Annotated in this window: 21 protein-coding genes; 11 read left to right on the top strand and 10 right to left on the bottom strand. The window is 37.0% G+C overall.

Annotated features, from left to right (window positions below):
• Window positions 1-14: 14 nt before the first annotated feature.
• From ABMA76_RS13855 to thrS, 10 genes are all read right to left on the bottom strand, one after another.
• Window positions 15-257: a hypothetical protein gene (locus tag ABMA76_RS13855; protein WP_392912006.1), complete on the bottom strand. Its 243-nt coding sequence runs from the start codon at window positions 255-257 to the stop codon at window positions 15-17.
• Complete coding sequence (locus ABMA76_RS13850) at window positions 248-1,447, bottom strand: hypothetical protein (protein WP_392912004.1); 1,200 nt, start codon at window positions 1,445-1,447, stop codon at window positions 248-250. Before ABMA76_RS13850 ends, ABMA76_RS13855 begins: the two co-directional genes overlap by 10 nt.
• Before the next feature lies 1 nt (window position 1,448).
• Window positions 1,449-1,796 carry a hypothetical protein gene (locus tag ABMA76_RS13845; protein ID WP_392912003.1) on the bottom strand — a complete coding sequence of 116 codons (348 nt, stop codon included), beginning with the start codon at window positions 1,794-1,796 and terminating at the stop codon, window positions 1,449-1,451.
• 194 nt (window positions 1,797-1,990) lie between these two features.
• Window positions 1,991-2,617, bottom strand: a complete 627-nt coding sequence (locus tag ABMA76_RS13840) for a 3-oxoacid CoA-transferase subunit B (protein WP_392912001.1) — start codon at window positions 2,615-2,617, stop codon at window positions 1,991-1,993.
• Between the two features lie 2 nt (window positions 2,618-2,619).
• Window positions 2,620-3,315, bottom strand: coding sequence for a CoA transferase subunit A (locus ABMA76_RS13835; RefSeq protein ID WP_392911999.1), 696 nt, complete (start codon window positions 3,313-3,315; stop codon window positions 2,620-2,622).
• Entirely contained in the window at window positions 3,305-4,513 is a 1,209-nt protein-coding gene (locus tag ABMA76_RS13830) for an aminotransferase class III-fold pyridoxal phosphate-dependent enzyme (RefSeq protein WP_392911997.1), read from the bottom strand. The genes ABMA76_RS13835 and ABMA76_RS13830 overlap by 11 nt, the downstream gene beginning before the upstream one ends.
• Before the next feature lie 26 nt (window positions 4,514-4,539).
• Window positions 4,540-5,622, bottom strand: a complete 1,083-nt coding sequence (locus ABMA76_RS13825; protein WP_392911995.1) for a C45 family autoproteolytic acyltransferase/hydolase — start codon at window positions 5,620-5,622, stop codon at window positions 4,540-4,542.
• Window positions 5,622-8,480: an aminotransferase class III-fold pyridoxal phosphate-dependent enzyme gene (locus ABMA76_RS13820; protein ID WP_392911993.1), complete on the bottom strand. Its 2,859-nt coding sequence runs from the start codon at window positions 8,478-8,480 to the stop codon at window positions 5,622-5,624. The genes ABMA76_RS13825 and ABMA76_RS13820 overlap by 1 nt, the downstream gene beginning before the upstream one ends.
• A gap of 25 nt (window positions 8,481-8,505) precedes the next feature.
• The gene (locus tag ABMA76_RS13815; RefSeq protein WP_392911991.1) at window positions 8,506-9,495 is read right to left on the bottom strand and encodes a D-alanine--D-alanine ligase; all 990 of its coding nucleotides are present in this window, start codon (window positions 9,493-9,495) and stop codon (window positions 8,506-8,508) included.
• 41 nt (window positions 9,496-9,536) lie between these two features.
• Entirely contained in the window at window positions 9,537-11,279 is a 1,743-nt protein-coding gene (thrS, locus tag ABMA76_RS13810) for a threonine--tRNA ligase (RefSeq protein ID WP_392911989.1), read from the bottom strand.
• Window positions 11,280-11,478: 199 nt separating this feature from the next.
• Between thrS and ABMA76_RS13805 the strand changes: the two genes are divergently transcribed.
• The 11 genes from ABMA76_RS13805 (at window position 11,479) to ABMA76_RS13755 (ending at window position 22,039) form a co-directional block, all read left to right on the top strand.
• The gene (locus ABMA76_RS13805; RefSeq protein WP_392860280.1) at window positions 11,479-12,762 is read left to right on the top strand and encodes a winged helix-turn-helix domain-containing protein; all 1,284 of its coding nucleotides are present in this window, start codon (window positions 11,479-11,481) and stop codon (window positions 12,760-12,762) included.
• A gap of 42 nt (window positions 12,763-12,804) precedes the next feature.
• Window positions 12,805-13,272 carry a hypothetical protein gene (locus ABMA76_RS13800; protein ID WP_392911987.1) on the top strand — a complete coding sequence of 156 codons (468 nt, stop codon included), beginning with the start codon at window positions 12,805-12,807 and terminating at the stop codon, window positions 13,270-13,272.
• 2 nt (window positions 13,273-13,274) lie between these two features.
• The gene (locus ABMA76_RS13795; protein WP_393061889.1) at window positions 13,275-13,739 is read left to right on the top strand and encodes a GNAT family N-acetyltransferase; all 465 of its coding nucleotides are present in this window, start codon (window positions 13,275-13,277) and stop codon (window positions 13,737-13,739) included.
• 213 nt (window positions 13,740-13,952) lie between these two features.
• Window positions 13,953-14,468 (top strand): ribosome maturation factor RimP, encoded by a 516-nt coding sequence (rimP, locus tag ABMA76_RS13790; protein ID WP_392911983.1) that lies wholly within the window; start codon window positions 13,953-13,955, stop codon window positions 14,466-14,468.
• 16 nt (window positions 14,469-14,484) lie between these two features.
• Window positions 14,485-15,897, top strand: coding sequence for a transcription termination factor NusA (gene nusA, locus ABMA76_RS13785; RefSeq protein ID WP_392911981.1), 1,413 nt, complete (start codon window positions 14,485-14,487; stop codon window positions 15,895-15,897).
• 39 nt (window positions 15,898-15,936) lie between these two features.
• Window positions 15,937-18,711 carry a translation initiation factor IF-2 gene (infB, locus tag ABMA76_RS13780; RefSeq protein ID WP_392911979.1) on the top strand — a complete coding sequence of 925 codons (2,775 nt, stop codon included), beginning with the start codon at window positions 15,937-15,939 and terminating at the stop codon, window positions 18,709-18,711.
• Between the two features lie 16 nt (window positions 18,712-18,727).
• Window positions 18,728-19,084: a 30S ribosome-binding factor RbfA gene (rbfA, locus tag ABMA76_RS13775; protein ID WP_392911977.1), complete on the top strand. Its 357-nt coding sequence runs from the start codon at window positions 18,728-18,730 to the stop codon at window positions 19,082-19,084.
• Window positions 19,084-20,052, top strand: a complete 969-nt coding sequence (truB, locus tag ABMA76_RS13770; protein WP_393061887.1) for a tRNA pseudouridine(55) synthase TruB — start codon at window positions 19,084-19,086, stop codon at window positions 20,050-20,052. The genes rbfA and truB overlap by 1 nt, the downstream gene beginning before the upstream one ends.
• A gap of 53 nt (window positions 20,053-20,105) precedes the next feature.
• Window positions 20,106-20,945, top strand: coding sequence for a ferredoxin (locus tag ABMA76_RS13765; protein WP_392911973.1), 840 nt, complete (start codon window positions 20,106-20,108; stop codon window positions 20,943-20,945).
• Between the two features lie 67 nt (window positions 20,946-21,012).
• Entirely contained in the window at window positions 21,013-21,522 is a 510-nt protein-coding gene (locus tag ABMA76_RS13760; protein WP_393061885.1) for a hypothetical protein, read from the top strand.
• Window positions 21,515-22,039 (top strand): GNAT family N-acetyltransferase, encoded by a 525-nt coding sequence (locus ABMA76_RS13755; protein WP_392911969.1) that lies wholly within the window; start codon window positions 21,515-21,517, stop codon window positions 22,037-22,039. Before ABMA76_RS13760 ends, ABMA76_RS13755 begins: the two co-directional genes overlap by 8 nt.
• The last annotated feature ends 97 nt before the right edge of the window (window positions 22,040-22,136 follow it).

Genomic DNA, 22,136 nt, shown 5'->3' with positions numbered 1-22,136 from the left:
TCCCTTTTTAAAGTTTATAAATATGAAATAGTAATAATTGAATTATACTTTTGAATGATATCTTTGACTAGTAGGGCACAAGCTAATAGGTCATCATTAATGATACAGAGTCTGCACACTTCCTCTCCATTACAGCTTGAGGCCACTGGTATTTCCTTACTTCTTAAGAACTCAAGTACTGTTAAGTTCATGTCAGCTTCATTAACAGGCAATGTCCAAGACTTTTGTGAAGCCTTGCCGTTTAGTGTTACTTGCATGTAAGTTGACCATTTCTAGGATCTTTGTAAGTACTTAATCCATTGTTAAGCTCAAGTATCGTAAGATTTCCAAGCGCTGGAGTATAGTATTGAGCAGTGCCCTGCTCATTTTGTGTCACTCCATAGATTTCGGAAATTGTTCTTTTTGGATTTTGAAGGACAAGTGATCTTTTTGTATTCATATAGTCTTGAGCATTTGCAACCTGAGGTAAATTATTAATAAGCTCGGTTAAGACTTGAGCATTATAAGTAATGCCATTCATTAAAAGAAGGTATCTTCTACCTTGATTCTGCTCACTTATACATAGTGCTGTGTAATTATCATTTTCAAAATTTGATAAAAGAACATCTCCAATTGAGTCTCCAATTTCTGGGAGGGAACTTGTCACACCAATAACGTAGTTATTCTTATCTTTGTAATGAGAGAATGTATTGTAGTATGACTTTTTAGGCCTCTTTAAAATCGCCATTTTTGAGTCATGTAATTTAGAGTCAAATGAACAGCTATAGTTACCTCTTCTGAACAGATAGTTAGAGTTGTAACTACTGATGCTATTATGATTTTTTGTGTACTTTGTTAGTTTGTTAAGTCTCTTTAGGTAGCTAAGTCTTGCAAATAGCTCGTTTTCTCGAACTCCTTGGGCCCCGCGAAAGTACAATCTCTTTAGAGCTTTGTTTTTGAATAGTTCTGCCTGATTATCTTTAATATATTGTTCGAGTGACTTTGAAGCATAGACATATTCACTCAAGTTACTCTCAATTAGTCTTAGTCTTGATCTTATGGATAATGGTTTTTTGTAAAATTTGGCCATTTGAGAAACAGCATTCATAAAGGCAAAATCATTTTGCTTCTGTGGAATACTATTGATAAAAAATTCTTTTCCTGCAACCTTTGCAATGAGTAGGGTGTGAGAGTTTAGTGTCGTCGCATGTGGTGCGAAGTAAAGTTGCGATAGCGTAAAGTTTAATATTTGATTGCGATAACTAGAGTTACTAGATTTAGAACTAATGAGCTTGCTAACTTCTTGTTCATTTTTTTCGTTATCTAATAGAATATTATTTTTCTTTTCAACAATTGGACATGTGTGGTTGATACTTTGTGATGTATTGAGTTTCTTTTCAACCTCGGAGCAACTAGTTATTGCTGTCGTTGCTAGTATTAGCAATATCAAATTTTTAAATCTATTCATTTTAAGCTTTGTAATTGTCATCTTTATGAAACTCTTCATTCTCTTCGTAATATATTTCAAGCTCTGGATCATTAGCTCCAATATTATTTGAATTAAATGAATCATTAAGCTCTTGTATTACTTTCGTTACAGCTTCTTGTCTTCCAAAGATCTCGACAATAATCCAAAGACCTTTCTCATTAACAGCTGTGTGGGTAATATTATAGGCCATTTCTTTTGAGTTTAAGAATTGAGTTACCTGATCAAATGCTTTTTCTTGATATGGTGTCGTTCTGGCCGGTGGAGAAGGAATAAAATACGTAAAAGTTTGTTTGTTATTTGGCGCTTTATTCCTGTTGAAAATACTCATCTATTCCCCGTAAGTTTTTGTGATTACGTTTAATTATAAACGTCCTTATTGTTAAATGGAAATGTTTACCCATTTATTTTTTTTCTGCTTTTTTCATTATTGTGCGTTATAATTTAATTGATCGACAGGATGTCGTAGCAAGAGATAGGCATGAAGCCGAAAAAATGGAGGGCCAGTTGCAGGGCCCTCTTTTTTTATTCAAAAATTTCGTTATCAAAACTCTTATTTAATTCTTTAATTGTTATTCCATCAGCTAAATTCAAAACTTTAAATTTTTCATTTTCAACTTTAAAACTTCCGCATTCAGTTACAACATAATCAACAACACTCTTTCCTGTAAGTGGCAGACTACATTGTGGTAAAAGTTTTGGCTCACCAGTTTTGCTGAAGTGTCTCATCATTACAATGATATTTTTGGCACCATTTACTAGATCCATTGCGCCACCCATTCCGGTTATTTTCTTGCCAGGGATCTTCCAGTTAGCAAGTGATCCTTGCGTATCAACTTCCATGCCTCCAAGGACACAAAAATCGATATGGCCACCTCTGATCATTCCAAAGCTCATGGAACTATCAAAGAAGCTGGCTCCTTTTTCAACAGTAATCGTTTCTTTACCGGCATTTATTAATGTTGCCGATACTTCAGATTCTGTTGGGTTGTCTCCAACTCCAAGAACGCCATTTTCACTGTGAATGATATAGCTATGATTCCTTGGTAGCTGTGATGGAATTATTGTAGGTAGGCCAATTCCTAAGTTTATTGTTGAATTCTCTTTGAAAAGAGTCGTTACTTCCTTTGCCATTTGCTCTTTTGTCCACATAACTAAGACTCCCTCGTTTTTAAGAATTCAATAGCATTCTCATAATCAGTACCTTGATAAACACGTTGAACAAAGACGCCTGGGATATGGACATCTTCAGGCCTTATATCACCGAGCTCGACAATCTCCTCAACTTCAACAATTGTTGTCTTTGCGGCCATGGCCATGAGAGGAGAAAAGTTACGTGCAGTTTCTTTAAACCATAGATTTCCATATGGATCAGCTTTTTGGGCCTTGATAATTGCAAAGTCTGCGTAAAGAGCTTCTTCTAGAATACAAGGACGATCAAACTTCTTTACTTCTTTTCCTTCGGCCACTTCGGTTCCGTAGCCTGTCGGTGTGTAGAAGGCACGGATCCCCATTCCTGCTGCTCTAATTCTTTCACTAAGTGTTCCTTGTGGTACGAGTTCGATTTCAATTTCGTTTGCAAACATGGCCGCCTCAAGGTCGGGATTTCCTCCCACATAAGAACAGAAGCCTTTTGAAATCATTTTCTTTTTTAAAAGCTTCACAAGGCCTCGCCCTGAGTTCCCAATATTATTTGAGATGACTTTTAGGTCATTTAATTCCATTTGAGCTAATTGATTAATTGAGTTTTCAGGGATTCCACAAAGGCCAAAGCCTCCACTCATAATTGTTGAACCGCTTGTTACATCCTTAAGCGCCTCTTTGGCACTTGGAAATATTTTACTGTACATGTGAGTCCTCGATTATTTTTAATAATTTATTTAAGCAATTTTCTAACTCAATAGGAGAGTAGTTTAAGTACGGACAAAGTATAAGTGATCGGTTCGTCATATTAATAAATATGCCATTATCGATTAACTTATTCCATAATTGGTTAGTTTCAATAATATTATCATCAAGATCGATGGCCATAAGAAGACCAATATGCCTTACACCAGAGAAAGATTTTGAATTTTCAACCTGCTGTTTAAATGTACTTAACAATTGAAAGTTCTTATCTCTTGTTTTAATAAAATCTAGATCTTCAATTAATGTTAGGATTTCATCAAGTATACGCAGTCCAATTGGATGGCCTGCATTTGTTAGTCCACAACTTAGAGTATTATCATCAAAGAATGATGCATTCTCTTCACTAACAAAAACTGCTCCAAATGGAAAGAATCCTCCTGAGATATTCTTTGCAAGCGTAATAAAGTCAGGCCTTAGATTTTTGAAGTTTTGAAAACCGAAATTAGTTATTGTACGTCCAAAACCACAAACAACTTCATCTAGGATTAGCTTTATTCCTGTTTCTTGGCAAAGCTTAGAAAGTTCATCATAATAACTTTGCGGTGGGATAAATACGCCGTTTCCACCTGTTATTACTTCAAGGCAGATAGCTGCGATATTAGTGCTTCCTATTTTATTGATCGTTTCTCTTGTTCTAGTTAAGTCTGGGTCATTAAAGAAATTAGGAATGAATGCATGAAAGTTTGATGGGATACCGGCACCGTCGCGGCGCCAATCTCCAGTCAAAGCTAAGGCCCCTAAAGTGGCACCATGGTACGATGTTTCACATGAGAGAATGAATTGTCGACCTGTTATTTGTCTTGCCATTTTTATGGCATTTTCATTTGATTCTGCACCCGAAGTTGTGTAAAAAATTCGCCCATCAATTCCAATGAAGTCTAGAAGTTTTTGAGACACTGAGTTTTTTAAACTATATTGGCACTTAGGAATGGCCATTGGCATATTTTGGATTTGATCGATCATAGCACTTTCTATTTGCTTATTTCGAATACCAAACGATTGGTGGTAACTACCAGAGGAAAGGTCAAAAATTTTCTTTCCTTCAGGTGTGAGGTAGCCCCATTCAAACGTTTTGTAGATGTCGATTTTCTTGGCCTGGTTTTGTTTTGTCCATGTGTGAAAAAAAGGTAGGTGGGCCATAAACTCTCACTTTAAAATCTAATTTTTCATAAAATTAGGGGTAGATGAATTTCTACATATTCAAAATTTGTGTCATATTTTTTACAGCCTCTCCAGGCCTTAAATACTTGAGTCTGATAATTAAATAATGCCCCTCCGCAAGTCTGAGATGGGTCCTTTGCTCCTTCTGGTGCAAAGTGAGAACAGATTGATAGGGGATGGCCGTCGTGGGACATCAGTAGCTTCATAACGGAAGCTTCATCATTTATCTCATTTTTGTATTTATCAACCAGATTAAATCTTGCATGAGTGGTTTTACTAATATTATTTTGATCTTCAACTGTTTTTATCTTTTCACCAAGACAGTGGTTTGTATGAAAGATTAAACCTTTTGGATCAGAATTTAATATCTCTTTTTGCGTTGGTGTAATTTCATAGTTATAGGCAGATTTACCATCACTAATTAAATAGTTGTGCCCAGAAGTAATAGGTGCTTTCATAAGAAGTTTACCAATTTCTTCTAGTTTGTTTTGTTGGGCCACTTTTCTAATAAGTGCAGGCCAAATAATTCCATTAACACCATCAATGACATTAATATTATTAACGCCAATAAATTGCCCGTGATTATTTACCGCCATTAGCCCTAGGCATCCACAAACGGTATAAATTAGCTGACGTGTGCCTTTAGTCTCATCAACGATATCAATCAGCATGAGGTAGTTCTTCGCACTTTGGTGCATATCCCATGTCTGAGCAGCAATACTATTAGTCTCATCAATATAAGAGACTGATGTACAGCCTTCATCTTGATTTTCATAATCGAGTTGAATGTCTCTAAAGTCTGTATAATTGTTGAGAATAATAATATCTCTAACTGATGTCTCACTTCCTTTAGCTATTCCTTCAATCTCTTGTGCAAGGGCAGCATCAAACTTCATTGTTTCTTCAAATTGGAGTTGTGCAAATTCATCAAGCTTATCTTTCAAGTGAGGAGATCTTTTTAATAAGAGGTTTGTTCGGATTTCAACTAATTCTTTGATTGCCTCTTTAAAAGCTTCACCATGCTTTAGCCCATTTTCATATGGGCCACTAGCATCGTACTTAAATATTGGTAGATTTAAATCTGTCATTAACATGTAAAATACCACTTCTTACTTGTTTGGTTACCAAAAATATTTGGCGCTTTTAGAGTGAAACTGTAAGAAGAGTCATTGATGATTTTAAACTCTTTGCTTGTCTGTACTGGCGACTTTAGATAGGCCACTGCTTGAGAAAGAGCGTAAGCATCTCCATCCCATGTTGAGATCATCATCAAAGGCCTTGATTCATAAACTTCTTCTTGAAGCATACAGATACCGATCTGTCCTGCAATATGAATATAACTGGCGTCAGGGATAATTCCATGCTCTTTTGAAAAGAGCTTCTTTTTACTGTGGAAGTATACACTCTCATTGAAGACAACTTTAGTTCCATTGTCGTGTGCTACTTTTATAACTTCTTTCAGCTCGTCGTGAGAGAAATTAACTAGAAGATCTCCAATGAAAACCGCTAAGTACTCTTTCGTTGTAAGTTTTTCTTTTAGTTGTCCTAGAGTATCAACTTTTGTATTTGGGTAGAAGTCTAAGACACCAGAAAGAGTAGCAGACATAAAACTTTGCTTACCAAAGTAGTCGTGATTAAAAGAGATTACTTTAGTTCTTTGTTTTTGATTTTTGATTAAAATTGATTTGAAGATTTTTTCAACGCATTCACTATGCCCACTTGCTGTAAAAAAATGTTGTAGTTCCTTTGGCACAACTTCTTTAAATTCTTTTAGATTTGCCATGAAACTCTCGTCGATAAAGTTTGATAGACATACTTTGTTAACTAGTGTTGGCATACTCTCGAAAGATGCTGTATTTAAAATAGGTGAAGTTGAATATTTTAAGTCTTCACTTTTCCATTTAAGGTTTTGACGGTAGATGATGACGTCTCGATGTTCTTCATCATCCAGATAATTTTCTTTAAGTCTCATCTCAATAATTGCACCTAAAGAACAATTGATTGCAAGCATTGCTCCCGCATGGATGTCACGATTTCTTCCGTAGATATAATCATTCCCATTCGCACTTGCAAGCAGGGTTAGCGCATACTTTAAATACTTACCCATTCCTTGAGACTGTTCCATATTTATAATAGTTGTATCCAACATATAAAGTGTTTTAGGGTTGTTGAAATACTTTACGAGCCTTAGTCCACTTTCATGTGGGAAGTGAGAGATTTTACCAGCGAAAGAAATACCTACTAATTGCTTTGTTTCACTTAGTAGAGCAATCGCAATTGAATCCTCGCAATGAGCGATTTTCTTAAATTTTTCAATGCTTGTTTGTCTTGTCGGTTCGTAAGTATGACGTTGAATCTCTTCGATTTTATGCTTGTAGTAATCGAAGTTTTCACCATCAATTTTGATAATTTCTAAATTAAATTCTTTATTGAAAAACTCTTGAGCAAAGCTAAATGCATCTTTGTCTTGTACTTGTCCCTTGAAGGCTTCAACAAGTTTATTATGCCATAGATATTCATTTGGAGAGTTAACTTTTGTTTTAGGGTTATATTTAAGTTCAGTTGATTTGCCTTTATAAACACGATTAGCAATTTCATCGATTGCATCAAAGAGATAGTCAATATCTTCATTTGTCCAGGCAGTGTTAAGTCTAAAGCGTAGTGTATTATCTCCAGCTTGATAATAGAGTAGACCTAGATCAAAGCGATTTCCAATAAACGGAGCAATGTCTTTTGAATCTGATAAGTCAAAAGCAAAAGCAACACCAAAGCATCTTGGTGAAGAAAGTTGATCCCACTTGTTTACAAGTTCTGATAGCTTAGTTCTTGTATACTCTTCAATTGCTGCGATTTTGTAACGTAATTGATCAATAGCAATCGCTTGATAGTAACCTCTAATAACAGAGGATGTTTGAAATTCATTGTTTTCCCAACATGGATTTTCCGTCAGAACAATTCCACTCTGGGCCTTCTTTGCACAAGTTATATATTCTGGGTTTAGTTGATTTCCTTGTGAGTCTTTAAGGTCAAATGTTCTGTGCCAAAAGAAATCTCGTCCTAGTCCAAAGCCTGTTTGAACCTCGTCATAGATAACTGACACTTTGTATGACTTAACAAGTAGATTAAGTGCCACATGAAAGCGATTTGTTGAGTAGCGGTCGCCACCCTCACATTGCATTGGCTCTACTAGGATTGCAAAGTGTGTATTCTCTTTTAGTACTTCATGAAGTTGTTTTAAAGATGCAATTTCTGATTTTAATAACTCATCTGCATTTTTTTCAAAGTTAGCAAGTTTTGCTTCAAAGTTTTGCGCAAATGGATTTTCCCATAGCTTTGTCCATTCTGAATCGATTTCTATAATGAATTGATCACTTTTGGTTTCTGGGTATTTAATAAATGTCGTTTCGTGACCTTCGATTTGATAAGGCTCACGCTTGCTTGGGTTCCAAGTTGAAAAAAGAGTTGAAAGGAAGCGGCCGTGGAAGCTGCCTTCAAACGCAATTATTTGGTTTGCTTCTGTGTGCGCCCTTTTTTTGTAGGCCATAATTAGAGCAACCTCATTTGCTTCTGCACCTGAATTGACAAAGATAGGTGTTAGTTTTTCATTTGCGGCCTTGTCTCTTAGAAGGGCCTTGAATGAGTCAGCTATTTCAATAAATGTAGAATCAAGATAATTACCAGTCCACGCACTTTCATGCATTGTTGTACCAAAGAGTGCTGTCGCATTAAAACCAAGACCAAGTGTTGCAATTTGTGAAGCTGCATCAAGAAGGAATTCTGGCGAGTTTTTGTCGTTTGTCTCCATCGCAAGGTAAGGGCCTTGAGAGAATTTGTGATGTGGAATATATTCCTTCTTCTCAGCTGAAGTAAAGTTATCCTCATACATTGTCGCAAGTTTCTCTTTTGCATGTTCGTGGCTATTTTTTGTAATTAAGTTGATTTCCATATCTTTAACCCTTGAGTATTTTTAATTATCTAACTTCTTTAAGTATCTTCTCTTTTAAAAAATCGCTAAATTTTAGTCCAGTATTTTCCAGCATCTTCGGAAACATCGAAATACTTGTCATACCTGGAAAGGTGTTGATTTCATTTAAATAGATATTGCCTTCACTTAAGAAAAAATCGATACGTGAGAGATGTCTTAGTTTGAGACACTTGAATGCTGTCTTTGCAATGATTTGCATTTGAGAGACTTGCTCATTTGTTAAGCCCGGTGCTTCAACAAATGTTTTGGCCTTTGATTGTTCACTATACTTTTGTTCATAGTCATAGAACTCATCATTTGCATTGACGATTTCACCTGGTCTAGAAGCATGGAGATTTCCATCTTGTTCGAATACTGCAATCTCTAATTCACGTCCTTTAAGTGTTCTTTCAATAAGAATGTCGTCGCTATATTCTAGGGCCTTATTGATAGCATCAGTTAATTCTTCTCTGCTTGTTACATGATAGCAGCCAACTGAAGAGCCCTGACTTGCGGCCTTAATAAAAACGTCGTTATTCGACTTTTCAAAGAAGTCGACAACTTCACTTCGCTCATAAGGTAGGTCTTTATGAATTGACATCCATTGTGTGTTTGGAATTCCTAAATGATCAAACCATAATTTAGTTGTTACTTTGTTAAAACAAATACTACTTCCTTCATGGCGAGGCCCAAAGTAGGGTAATTTATGCATTTCTAAAAAGCATTGTATTTCTCCCGTTTCTCCAGGAGGGCCATGAATAACAGGAATGACATAATTAATATAAGGTCTTTCAGTTGCTGTTTCTAGAATTTGTCCGTTTAGGCTTACTTTTTGACCGTTTAGAGTGAGGTCACCTGACTTTGTCATTTCAACGACAATAGGATTGAGTTCTTGGATGAGGGCCACTTGTTCTTTTACGAAAGCTGCTGAGCGAAGAGAGACCTCATGCTCAGTAGAGCCACCACCACATATGATTAAGATATTTTTCCTTTCCATGGAAACCTTCTTTTAAAAGTGAGTATAAAAAACCCTAAAGCTTATGCTTTAGGGTATTTTAAACTATCTAGTGCTGCTAGTTTCTCAAGCATTTCTGCATTCGTCCAATTGAACGAACCTTTCGCACCATGCTTACGAACTGCTACAGCATTATTCTCAATTTCGCGATCACCGATAACAAACATGAATGGAATTTTAGACTTTTGAATTTGGCGAGTCTTATATCCCATTGTTTCATTGCGATCATCGACTTTTACACGGTAACCTTGTGCAAATAACTGATCTTTAAGTTTGTGGGCCGCTTCACCATGAGCATCATTATTAACCGGTACAATAACGATTTGTTCAGGCGCTAGCCAGAATGGGAAAACTCCCGCAACGTGCTCAGTGTAAACACCGAAAAATCTTTCAAGTGAACCAAGTAGGGCACGGTGAACAACAACTGGTCTTTCTTCTCCACCATCTGCTGTTGTAAACTTAAGGTCAAAGCGATCTGGTAGTTGAAAGTCTAGTTGAATTGTTCCTAGTTGCCACTTACGTCCAATCGCATCTGCTACTTCAATATCAATTTTTGGGCCATAGAATGCACCGTCACCTTCTTTTATTACATAATCGTGACCTGAAGCCTTTAGCGCTTCCTCAAGTGCGTTTTCTGCAATATCCCAAGTCTTATCATCGCCAGCTTTCTTTTCTGGGCGAGTTGATAGGTTAACTGTAATATTATCAAAACCAAATAGCTCGTAAGCAGTGAAGATCATCTTCATTGTTCTTTGAATTTCTTCTTGAACTTGATCAAGTGCTAGGAAGATGTGGGCGTCATCTTGGCAGAATGAACGAACACGAGTTAGACCTGCAAGAGCACCGGCCTTTTCGTTTCTATGAAGACGTCCAAAGTCTGCATAACGAAGAGGAAGATCACGGTAGCTATATTTATAGTGTTTAAACATTAGCATGTGACATGGGCAGTTCATTGGCTTTACTGCATATTCGCGATCATCAATTTTAGAAAAGAACATATCGTCTTTATAGTGCTCGTAGTGACCAGATGTGTGCCAAAGAGAGCTATCTAAGATCTGTGGAGTGATTACTTCGTCGTATTCGTAGATACGGTATAGTCTTCTAATATAGTTAACAAGTTCGTTAATAACGATTGTTCCTTTAGGCATGAAGAACGGAGCACCTGGAGCAACAGGCTCAAAGTGGAATAGCTCCAGCTCTTTACCTAGCTTTCTGTGGTCACGCTTTTTTGCTTCTTCAAGCATCATCAGGTGTTGTTTAAGAAGTTTCTTGTCTTGGAATGAGGCCGCGTAAATTCTTTGCATTACTTCACGCTTCTCATCTCCACGCCAGTATGCGCCAGCGATGCTTAGAAGTTTAAATCCTTGTGGAAGGTCATTTGTATTTTCAACGTGTGGCCCACGACAAAGGTCAATAAACTCGCCTTGAGAGTAGCAGCCAACTTCTTCATCTTCAGGAATTGCTTCAATAAGCTCTACTTTAAGTTGCTGACCTTGAGACTTGAAGAACTCAACTGCTTCAGTTCTTGTCATAACTTTTCTTTCAATAGGGAGCTTTTCCTTGATGATTGTCTTCATCATATCTTCTATTTTTGGAAGATCTTCCTCGCCCAGGGTTCGATCCATCAGAATATCGTAGTAGAAGCCATTTTCAATAACAGGTCCAACGCCAAATTGAACGTTCTCATCCGGGTAAAGTCTTGAAATTGCTTGCGCCATTAAGTGGGCGCTCGAGTGTCTGATTGTGTCTAAATCGTACTTGGGCATGTAATCTCCATAAAATTTTGGAATAATTCCTACTTTAAAGGCCCATAATATCAAATAATTAAAGGGTTCATCAATATTTTGAATGTAATTATTTTAGTTATTGTAAAGAGTTTTGACGGGCAGCGTGATGACATGTTATGAACATGTTGTGGTAAGATTCCACAAAATTCTCACAGCAGAATAGAAATAGGGAGTTGATATGCAGATTGTCGGGGGACAAGAATCTGGAAATAAAGTAAATGACGGCTTTAAGACTGAAGTTTTAGGCTTTCTTGGTCATGGGGAAGGGCTTATTCCTTCGCAAGATATTTTGACTAAGTTAGAAGTTGGTAAGGCATATTATCAACTTGGAAAGCTTCATTATGATAAGGCCGATCTTAATAAGGCCGAAGTAAACTTCTTAAAGGCCATCGACTGTGCTGAGTGTCCTCAGGATAATTATCGCGTTTTAAAAATTCTAAGTTTTCTTATTAGGATTGCAGCGGAGAAGTTAGAAGATGAAAAAGCTGCTAAGTATGTAAATCAAAGTGAGAATATCATTAACGATTTACAGATGAATTTAGGAAGTCTTTCTGCTGAGTATTTCTATTACGCTGGTTTGATTAAATCATATAGAAATGACTTTGCAGGTGCGTTTAGCGACTTAGAGCTTTCTTATAATAAATCTAAAGAAGAAAACGATCCAGATCTTCATTCGAAGTGCCTATTGGCCCTTGCTAATAATGCTTATAATAGAGGTGAATTTGATCTATCTCTTGATTATATGGCCCAACTAGATAACTTATTAAAAATCATTAATAAGGAATATCTTGGTGGATCAATGCATATGACTTACGGAAAAATCCTTATTGCTAAGGGTGACGTAGAAGCTTCTTTAAAGCATTTTAATCTTGCAAATATCACTCTTCAAAATAAGAAATGTTGGAACCTTTATGGTTATATCCTTTTAGGGATTGGACAGGTTGAAAAAGTAAAAGGCGACTATGATAGAGCAACGCTTTATTACAACCTTGCAAAACAAGCTGTTGATTCAACAACTTTTAAACGTCTAACTAATGTACTTGATGCTGAAATTCATGAAGTAAATGATTCAAGTGTTGATATCTACCTTGATCGTAATAATAGAAAAGTAAAAGAAAAGAATATTGGTGTGATTGACTTTAAGCATCGCTTTGTTCTTCTTGAGATCCTTTTCTTACTTGCTAAGAATCGTGGTTCATTTTATGACAAAGAAGATTTAGCACGTGAGATTTGGAAAGATGAATACAACCCACTTATTCACGACAAGCTTATCTACACGTCAATCTCTCGTTTGAGAAAGCTAATTGAGCCTAAGGATAACAGTAATACGAAAAGAAAGTACATTATTCGTGGTAAAGACGGATATACTTTTAACCCTGATGTTAAGATCCGTTATCAAATGGAAACAAAGCTTACTGCTGGTAAAGCTGTTGCGAACGTTGACATTAGTTCTCCAGTTTAATTAGCATTATACTTAATGCGATTTATTCTTATTTCAATATTTATGATGAATATATGGGCCCTTAAAGATAGGGCCCTTTTCTCTGTTAATGGGCAGATTTATTTTGGCCATAATATCAATGAACTTTTAAAAGCGTATCATCAAAGTCTCTGTTTAATAGGCAAGGATAATTATATCGAAAAGTTGTCTGGATTGAGTTCAAGACTTGAGCAAGTAGAGATTGGCCCACGAAATTTAGTTGCTGGCGAAAAAGACTTGGTTTTAAGAGCATTAGTTTTATCAAAGTCATTAAATCTTGAAAACGAGTACATGGATAATCCTAAGTTAGGAAAATGCAAAATCTCAAAAGATCTGGTTGCAAAAGTATATGAAATCTACAACACCAATAAAGAACTTAAGAAGAGGTATAGTAGTTTTGTTGAATCTAGAAAGTTAGATGAAGCTTCTTCACAAGTCATTGAATATAAAGATTTCGTTTTTAAGAATATTAATGCGAGACTATTTCTATAATCATGAGTGGTTCTAATCAAAATTTACTTTCTAATATTGAACGGCCTAAAATCGAGGAACTGGCGAAGTTTGAGTCAAGTTTCTTTAATTGGCCTTGGACAAAAGAGAGTTGGCTTAGTTTGGCATCGAGTGGACGTGAGATCTCATGCATATGGGCCGGACAAGATGAAATTCAAGGAATTTGTGTTTTTGAAGTGAACGCTCCAGATTTTTGCCATTTATACAAAATAATTGTTCATCCTGACTTTAGAAGACGCTCTATAGCAAAGAAGCTGTTTGAAGACATGGTGAGTCATTGTCAGAGAGCTTTTGGTGGCCAAACATTTCAGGTTTACCTTGAGGTTGAAGCTTCAAACGAAGGTGCCATCAGGTTTTATGAAGCTTTGGGACTTTCGAAAATTCATTTAAAGAAGAATTTCTATGCAGATGGAAGCAATGCTGTTACAATGCAGATGGTCGTAAATTGAAGTTGTTTTCATAAGTTATCAATGACAAACCTTGACAAGATTTCAAAATCTTTGATAATTAATAAGTACTTAGAAATTAGAAAAGTTTTTTCAATTTTTGAGTAAATAACGATTAGTTAAATATTTAACAAGATATAATCGGGTAGACTTTTAGGGCTACCCTTTTTTTTTATTTTTATAGGCTTTTTCTTAAAAGCATATGGGATGCGTTTAATGGATTTAGATATCTCTTATTCAGGTATGGAACAAAAGTTTTATGAACTTACTCAAGAAGTAGTAAGTGGCGAAGGTTATCTTCTATACGATATGGAATATATCAAAGGCTCTAAAACTCTACGTGTCTATATTATGAATAAAGAAACTAAGACGGCCGTTATCGAGGACTGTGTAAATGTTGACCGCGCTTTTAGTGAGCCAATGGAAGCACTTGAATGGATTCCTGATGATATCGTTCTAGAGGTGTCTTCACCAGGAATGTTTAGAAAAATAAAAACTAGAGAGCATCTAGAGTTAAGTCTCGGTGAGCGTATTTTAGTTCAATTGAATAAAAAATTTGGTGAACTTTTCCCAGGTGAAAAGTTTGATAAAAAGACAGCAAGTACCAAAAAGATTATTTGTGTTCTAAATAGCTTTGGTGATGACTTTATCGATGTGACTCTCGATAGTGATTTTGATTTAAAATTAAACTTAAATGATATTAATAAGATCGCACTTGAACCAGAAGTGTAATTGTTTGAGGTGAAAAATGAGTTTCTCAGAATTAAGTAAGATTATTGATGTTTTAGGAAAAGACCGTGGGATCGATAAGACAATTATCGTAAACGCTATTGAACAAGCTTTCTTAGTAACAGCAAGAAAGAAGTTTGGTATCCAGGGTGAGTACGAGACTCGTTATAATGAAGATGATGACGATGTAGAGATCTTCCAATATAAGAACGTTGTTGATGAAGTAAGAGATTCAATTATTGAAATCAATCTAGGTGATGCTAGAGAACTTGATGAAGATGTTGAAATTGGTGATCAATTAGGTATTAAGATTGAAAACCCTAATTTTACTCGTGTTGATGTTCAAACTGCACGTCAGATCATCATGCAAAAGGTTCGTGATGCTGAAAGAGAGATTCTATTCTCTGAGTTTAAGCACAGACAAGGTGATCTTGTAACAGGTATTGTAAGAAGATATGAGCGTGGAAATGTAATCGTTGACCTTGGAAAAGCAGACGCTGTTCTTTCAAGAAGAGAGCTGATTCCAGGTGAACAATTCAACCCAGGTGACAGAGTACAAGCATTCTTAACGGAAGTTGTTATGACTAACCGTGGGCCTGAAATTAGACTATCAAGAACTTCTCCTATGTTCCTTGTAAAGCTATTTGAAATAGAAGTACCTGAAATTCAAGACGGTACTATTGAAATCAAATCTGCTGCTAGAGAGCCAGGACAAAGAGCTAAAATTGCTGTTCAGTCAGTAGATAAAGATATTGATCCTGTAGGTGCTTGTGTTGGTATGAAAGGATCACGTGTTCAAAATATTGTAAATGAACTTCAAGGTGAAAAAATTGATATCGTAAGATGGAATGATGATCTGGCAACATTTGCAATCGCTGCTCTTGCACCATCTGAAATTGAAAATATCTCTATCGATCACGATTCTAAATCAATGGACGTTATCGTAGAAGAGGATCAGTTATCACTTGCAATTGGACGTCGTGGACAAAACGTTCGTCTAGCAGCAATGCTATCTGGTTATAATATTAACATTATCTCGAAGTCTAAACTTCAAGAAAAAGTTAATAAAGCAGTTGAAAACCTACTTCAAATCCCATCTGTTACAGATGCTATGGCACAAGTACTTGTTCAAAATAGTATCATGGCAATTGGTGACTTCATGGCAACTCCTGCTGAAGAGATTGCTTCAATGGCCGGTGTTGATGCTGCTGCAGCTCAAGCCGCAATTGATGAAGCAGCTAAGCTAGTTGAAGAAGGGGCAATTGAGCTTCAACCTGAAGGTGAAGAAGAATTAGTATCTGCTTCTGCAGTTCCTAAGTACCTAGGTATTATTAATAAAGAAGGTGCTGATCAGGATGAGGAAGGTGCTGATAAATTTAATGAAGCAGAAAGAAGATTAAGAGAAGAATTAGCTGCATTTAAAATTAAGTAATTTTAAAATAGAAAAGTGTAGTCATACTACGGAGAAAAAATGCCTAAGAAAATATTTGAATTGGCCAATGAACTCGGAAAGAAGCCACTAGACCTCGTAGAAGAGCTGAAGTCTCACGGATTCTCAGTAAGAAACCACATGTCTGTACTATCTGATGAAGATATTACTAAGTGGCAAGAACTTGCTGGATCAAGTGCTGAAAAAGCATCTGCTGAGAAGGCAACTAAGAAGAAGACGGTCAAAAAGAAAGCTGCGAAAAAGGCGACAGTTAGAAAGAAGTCTGCAGCAAAAGCTGACGGTGAGAGCGAGGAAGATAAGCCTGCTAAGAAAACGGTTACTCGTAAAAAGAAAACTGTTGTACGTCGTAAAGCTTCATCAAAGTCTTCGGAGGCAACTTCTGATGATGAAAACACTGAAGCTGTAAACGAATCTTCTGAAGCTGTTGAAGTGAAAGCTGAAGAGTCTGTAAGTACTCCTGTAATGGAAGAGCCGAAGACTCCTGAGGTAAAAGAAGAAACGATTGAAGTTGAAGCTAAGGAAGTGAAAGAAGAAACTTCTACTGAAGCTAAGACTATAGAAGATGCTCCTAAGGAAAAAGAGGAAAAGAAAGAGTCGACGACTTTAGATGGTAAGCCATTTGGTCTTAGAATTGTTTCTGCTCCAACTAAGGAAGATAAAGAGAAAGCCGCTGCTCGCAAAGCGAAGAAAGCTGCTGGTAAAGACGAAAAAGCTGCAGATGATATTAATGCTAAAGTTGGTCCTGTTGGAAGTGATGAAGATCGTACAGCGAAAAAGGACAAGAATCGTCTAAGTGGTCTTGCTTCAATGTTAAGTGCGAAGAAGACGGTTAATCGTTCGCAAGCTCTTAACGAAGAGCGTGCAACAACCGAGCTTAAATCTTACTCTTCTCTTCAAGGTACTGGACGTCCAATGTACACTCAAGTTAAGAGAAAGCGTCAATACTCGGGACCTTCGAAGTCAACTGAAATTACAGAAGTAAAAGAAGCAAAGAGAATCATTAAGCTACACGGTGGTGCTTATGCTGAGCAATTAGCTAAGAAACTTTCGGTAAAGCTTAAGGATATGATTGATAAGTGTCTCGATCTCAATCTACTTGTTAGAAATGGTGATTATATTGGTCTTAAATTAGCTGGGCAAATTGCAGCTTTATATGACTACAGAGTAGAAGATCAATCGTTTGATGAGGATGCAGCACTTGGGAAAGAAGAACTTTCTGAAGAGCAACTTAATAAGCTTCCGCTACGTGCTCCTGTTATCACGATTATGGGTCACGTTGATCACGGTAAGACAACTTTACTTGATTATATTAGAAATGAATCGATTGCTGCTGGCGAAGCTGGTGGGATCACTCAGCATATTGGAGCTTATTCGGTAGACGTTAAGGACTCTAAGCTGACTTTCCTAGATACTCCAGGTCACGCGGCCTTTGGTGCTATGAGACAGCGTGGTGCTGATATTACAGATATCGTAATTCTTATTGTTGCAGCAGATGATGGTGTAATGCCTCAAACTGTTGAATCAATTAAGTATATTCAATCTGCTGGTAAGCCATTGATTGTAGCGGTTAACAAAATGGACCGTGAAGGTGCTAACCCAGATCGTATTAAACAAGCTCTAACTGAGTTTAGTATCACTCCTGAAGAATGGGGTGGGGAAACTCAATTCTGTCACATCTCTGCTCTTAAGGGAGACGGTGTTGATGAGCTTCTAGAGGCAATTGCTCTACAAGCTGAAATTATGGAACTTAGAGCAGATCCGAAAGGTCCTGCCGAAGGTGTTGTTATTGAATCAAGAGTTGAACATGGACGTGGTCCAGTTGCAACTGTTCTTGTTCAAACAGGAACACTTAAAAAAGGTGACTCAATCGTTGTTGGTGAGACTTACGGACGTGCCAGAAGTCTAACTGATCACAAAGGTAAGCAACATGCGAAAGTAGGTCCTTCAATGCCTGTCCAGATTATTGGTCTAGGTGAAGCTCCTTCTCCAGGTGATGCTCTTAACGTTGTTAAAAACGAAAGAGAAGCTAAGAAAATTGCTCAAAACCGTATTGATGAAAGAATAAGAATTGAAGCAGCTGCTCAAACTCAAGGGCCAAAAGTTTCTCTTGAAGACTTCTTTGCTACTGCTGCTACTGAAGAAGGACAAAAGAAAGATCTTAATCTTATCATTCGTTCAGATGTACAAGGTTCTTTTGAAGCAATCAAGTCTGCTATTGAAACAATTTCAAATCCAGAAGTAGAGGTAAAAGTTATTCGTGGTGGTGTGGGGCAAATCAGTGATTCTGACATTGAACTTGCGAATACTTCAGGTGCCTTCGTTCTTGGGTTTAATATGAGACCATCAACTTCTGCTCGTAAATTATCAGAGCAGTATGGAATTGATGTAAAGACTTACTCAATCATCTATGAACTAATCAATGATGTGAAACTTGCTGTTGAAGGTCTTCTTGATCCTGAGTTTACTGAAGAGTATATCGGGCGCGCAGAAGTACGTGATACATTCTCTGTACCAAAAATTGGAACGATTGCTGGTTCAGTTGTTGTTGACGGTAATATCCAAGTTGGTTGTAATGTTCGTCTTCTTAGAGAAGGTAAGATCATGTTTGATGGTAAGATGTCTTCACTTAAGAGATTTAAAGACGATGTTAAAGAAGTTAAGAATGGTTACGAATGTGGTGTTGGCTTAGAGAACTATGATGACATTAAAGTTGGCGACCTATTCGAAGCATATAAACTGAAAGAAAAGAAACGTAAGCTTGAGGATGTTTTAACAGCAGACTCACCAATTCTTTAATTCGGTTGGAGATGTCATGAGTGGCAATAAGAAAAAACTTCAGTATGAAGAACAAATTAAGAACGAAGTAAACCAATTACTTCGTCGTGGACTAGATAATTCAGCGTTTACTTTTTGTTCGATTACAAAAGTTGAAATAAGCCCAGACTTTTCTACGGCAAAGTTATTTTGGGATACATTTGATCCGGCCAAAAGAGGTGATATTGCTAAGGCGATGGACGCTTCTTTAGGTAAGATCAGAAGTCACCTTGCTAAGACTTTACAGGTAAGGCATACGCCTTCTTTAACTGCAGAGTATGACTCTCAGTTTGAAGATGAGCAGGAGATTGAAAAACTTCTGCAATCTGAAAAAGATAAAGGAAAGTCTTTCTAATGGCTTCAAGAAATAAGAAATTTAAAGGCCCAATCTTTGGGCCTTTCTTTTTTAAAGTGGACAAACCAAAAGGGATGACATCATTTGATGTGATTAGACGCTTTAAAAGAAACCTTCCGAAAAATATTGGAAAGATCGGGCACTTTGGAACTCTTGATCCATTTGCGACAGGTCTTCTCGTTATCGGTATTGGGCCTGCGACAAGACTCAATCAATACACGCAAATTGATTCTAAAGAATATATCGCAACAGGAGTCCTTGGTATTAATTCTCCAACTGGTGACTTTGATACTGAAGAAGGAACGATAGAAGAATTGGACTTCTCTGAAGTAAGTTTTGAGCAAGTAAATAAAGAACTTCAATCATTTGTTGGCCCGTATATGCAAAGCCCTCCGGCTTTTTCTGCTACTAAGCATGAAGGGAAGGCATTACATGAGTGGGCCCGTGAAGGTGTCTTTATTGAAAAACCACCAGTAGAAAGAAAAATTCATGAAGTTGAGTTATTAGAAGTTCAAGGACGAAAAGTTACTTTTCGAGTTTGTGTTTCTTCTGGAACTTACATACGCGTTCTTTTTGATGATCTTGCTAAAAAGCTTGGAACAAGAGGTGCTCTAGAAGATCTAAGACGAACTAATTCGGCCGGTATTGATTTAGAGAACAGTATTGATTTATCTATATTTGATGATGAAAATTTCGATGCTAACGAGTTTTTATTGAATTATACAAATCCAATTACTGAACTTATTGGCTTTGAAAAATTGGAATTAGATGAGGCCACAGCGCTTCGATTTATAAATGGCCAAACATTAAAAATGGAAGTGGCCGATGGACACTATTGGATAAGATCGCAAAATCAAACACTTGGGCTTGCTGCTGCTAATGGTGGTCTTATTAAAAGCTGTGTAGGTTTTAGTCCTGCCGCGTTAGATAAAATCGATTTAACTATGTGTAATTCCTTAGACGAATAATTTTAATTCGTGCTATACTCTAGGAAATTACAAGTGAAATTTAAGGAGATAAAGTGAATACTACTTTAATTGCATTAGCTATTGCATTATTAGTTGTAACAGGGATGGTTGTCCAACTAGGTGTTTTAAGCCTTCTTTCAGGTTCATTCTTCTTCCTATTTGGGAAGTCGAAGTTTGAAGTTCTAAAGTCTTCAGACGATGAAAGTTTTGCTTTTGGTTACCGTTGGAATAATTCGAGAGAGCCTGCAAGATTCAATCATGTTGTTGTTAGGCTATTCAACCCATTTGGTAAGAAAACACAAGTTACTGTTTCAAGTGACTTTGCTGTTCAAGATTCAGACTTCGGTATCGAAGTTAAGATGGGTCCTGCTTTTAAAGAAATTCTAGAGCTTGAGAATCTTGATTCTTCAACTGTAGAAATTGAACTTAAGTCTAAAGATGGCCTTACGCAATCTCGCACTATGAAGGGACGCAAGTTTATTGAAGCTTTCCGTGGTGCTGAGAATACTGTTGAGTCATTCAATGAGAAATATGGTTATGTAAAACCAAAGATGTTCTATCACCAAACAACTCGTTCATTTATTGCAGATTCAATTCCTCAAGGAGATATTCCTGTAGGTCTTAGAATTTCTGCTAATCCACAATTTGCTGGTGAATTCGCTGGTGCTGCTGGTGCAGGTGCTCCTGCTCAAGAAAACTTTGCAGTTTCTAAAGTGTGGATTGAAGAAGGTTGTATTGTTTGTAATGCTTGTGAAGGTATCTATCCAGAAGTCTTTGAAGTTACGGATACTAACTGTGTAATCCGTCCAGATGCACCTCTTGACAACGGACTCCTGATTCTTGAAGCTGCTGAAGCTTGTCCAACTGAAGTTATTAAATTCAATAAAGCATAATTCAAATTTATAATTTTCAATTTATATTAGGGCCCTCTTTTGAGGGCCTTTCTGTTATACTTTTCTTATGGATAAGACTAAGTATTGTACTCTTTTAAAATCTGTTGATAATGAGCATTTTAAGCGTAGCTTTTTCTTAACAGAAGAAGCTATTGATGAATCTCTTATAACCAATGTTTTCTTTGTACCAAAGGTTGGTAATGAATGGTTATACCTCGTTAAAGACAATGGTAAGCTTGATTATCCTGGTGGTGAGCTTAAGGATGGTGAAAGTATTATTTTTGGCCTAGAGAGAATGTTAGGTCTTGAACTTGGCATTAGCATGAAAAGTATTAATAAGCTTGGGCACTGGATATTAGAAGATAAATACGAGACGCCTTTACGTGAGTACTTTCCTCATCCTGTCTCAGCTGCCGTCATCTTCACTGGAGATGTTAATTTCGTTAACTCTAGTACTTTGAGAACTGCTACTATCGAAGAGATATATCGAGTTTTAAAGTCAAAAGGCCGTCTCTTACAAGCAGATATTTACTTAGCCTGTGCTGAGCTTCTAAAGATGAAGGAGATACATGAATAAAATCACTCTTAGATATTTAGCTCATGAGGATAAAGATGAATTCTTTGCTGCTTTACATGAGCATTGGGAAAACAATTTTGACTTTGTCCATTACTGGGAAACTCTAGCTAATGGAGAGTATGAAAAATATGTTTCGATAGCTCCGGAGTTTACAAAGGGGACTCATATTCCAAAAGAGCATGTGCCGGCGGCCTTACTCTTTGCCTTCAATGAAGAGGGGAGAATTGTAGGTCGTACTTCTATTCGCTTTGAATTAAATGATCATCTTTTAAAGGTTGGTGGCCATATAGGTTACGGAGTGTGCCCTAGTTTCCGCCGTCAAGGTTATGCGACTCAAATCCTTGCCGAGTCTTTAAACTACGTTAGAGACAATATTAAGGGCCTTAAACGAGTCCTCGTGACTTGTGATGAAGGTAATATTGGATCAGAGAAGACAATTCGTAAGAATGGTGGAGAGCTTGAGAATATTATTGAAGTTGACGGTGTGAGGAAGATGAGGTTTTGGATCGAGCTGTAGTGAGATTTGCGAAGTTGGTTACCCGAAGGCTCCCGTGGTGGTCGCCTCTGGGTTGTTCGGCATCATTTTGCCATCGTGGTTTTACACAATATAATTC

This window comes from Halobacteriovorax sp. ZH5_bin.2 (assembly GCF_043196375.1).
Classification (GTDB): domain Bacteria; phylum Bdellovibrionota; class Bacteriovoracia; order Bacteriovoracales; family Bacteriovoracaceae; genus Halobacteriovorax_A.
This window is presented reverse-complemented; position numbering and strand designations above follow the sequence as displayed.

Bases quoted from the DNA above. Each gene is read 5' to 3' on its own strand.
- ABMA76_RS13825 (WP_392911995.1), bottom strand. From the start codon at position 5,622: ATGACAGATTTAAATCTACCAATATTTAAGTACGATGCTAGTGGCCCA.
- rimP (WP_392911983.1), top strand. From the start codon at position 13,953: ATGGATTTAGATATCTCTTATTCAGGTATGGAACAAAAGTTTTATGAA.
- ABMA76_RS13760 (WP_393061885.1), top strand. From the start codon at position 21,013: ATGGATAAGACTAAGTATTGTACTCTTTTAAAATCTGTTGATAATGAG.
- thrS (WP_392911989.1), bottom strand. From the start codon at position 11,279: ATGCCCAAGTACGATTTAGACACAATCAGACACTCGAGCGCCCACTTA.
- ABMA76_RS13795 (WP_393061889.1), top strand. From the start codon at position 13,275: ATGAGTGGTTCTAATCAAAATTTACTTTCTAATATTGAACGGCCTAAA.
- ABMA76_RS13835 (WP_392911999.1), bottom strand. From the start codon at position 3,315: ATGTACAGTAAAATATTTCCAAGTGCCAAAGAGGCGCTTAAGGATGTA.
- infB (WP_392911979.1), top strand. From the start codon at position 15,937: ATGCCTAAGAAAATATTTGAATTGGCCAATGAACTCGGAAAGAAGCCA.
- truB (WP_393061887.1), top strand. From the start codon at position 19,084: ATGGCTTCAAGAAATAAGAAATTTAAAGGCCCAATCTTTGGGCCTTTC.
- ABMA76_RS13850 (WP_392912004.1), bottom strand. From the start codon at position 1,447: ATGAATAGATTTAAAAATTTGATATTGCTAATACTAGCAACGACAGCA.
- nusA (WP_392911981.1), top strand. From the start codon at position 14,485: ATGAGTTTCTCAGAATTAAGTAAGATTATTGATGTTTTAGGAAAAGAC.
- ABMA76_RS13830 (WP_392911997.1), bottom strand. From the start codon at position 4,513: ATGGCCCACCTACCTTTTTTTCACACATGGACAAAACAAAACCAGGCC.
- ABMA76_RS13855 (WP_392912006.1), bottom strand. From the start codon at position 257: ATGCAAGTAACACTAAACGGCAAGGCTTCACAAAAGTCTTGGACATTG.
- ABMA76_RS13840 (WP_392912001.1), bottom strand. From the start codon at position 2,617: ATGTGGACAAAAGAGCAAATGGCAAAGGAAGTAACGACTCTTTTCAAA.
- ABMA76_RS13845 (WP_392912003.1), bottom strand. From the start codon at position 1,796: ATGAGTATTTTCAACAGGAATAAAGCGCCAAATAACAAACAAACTTTT.
- rbfA (WP_392911977.1), top strand. From the start codon at position 18,728: ATGAGTGGCAATAAGAAAAAACTTCAGTATGAAGAACAAATTAAGAAC.
- ABMA76_RS13820 (WP_392911993.1), bottom strand. From the start codon at position 8,480: ATGGAAATCAACTTAATTACAAAAAATAGCCACGAACATGCAAAAGAG.
- ABMA76_RS13755 (WP_392911969.1), top strand. From the start codon at position 21,515: ATGAATAAAATCACTCTTAGATATTTAGCTCATGAGGATAAAGATGAA.
- ABMA76_RS13800 (WP_392911987.1), top strand. From the start codon at position 12,805: ATGATGAATATATGGGCCCTTAAAGATAGGGCCCTTTTCTCTGTTAAT.
- ABMA76_RS13815 (WP_392911991.1), bottom strand. From the start codon at position 9,495: ATGGAAAGGAAAAATATCTTAATCATATGTGGTGGTGGCTCTACTGAG.
- ABMA76_RS13805 (WP_392860280.1), top strand. From the start codon at position 11,479: ATGCAGATTGTCGGGGGACAAGAATCTGGAAATAAAGTAAATGACGGC.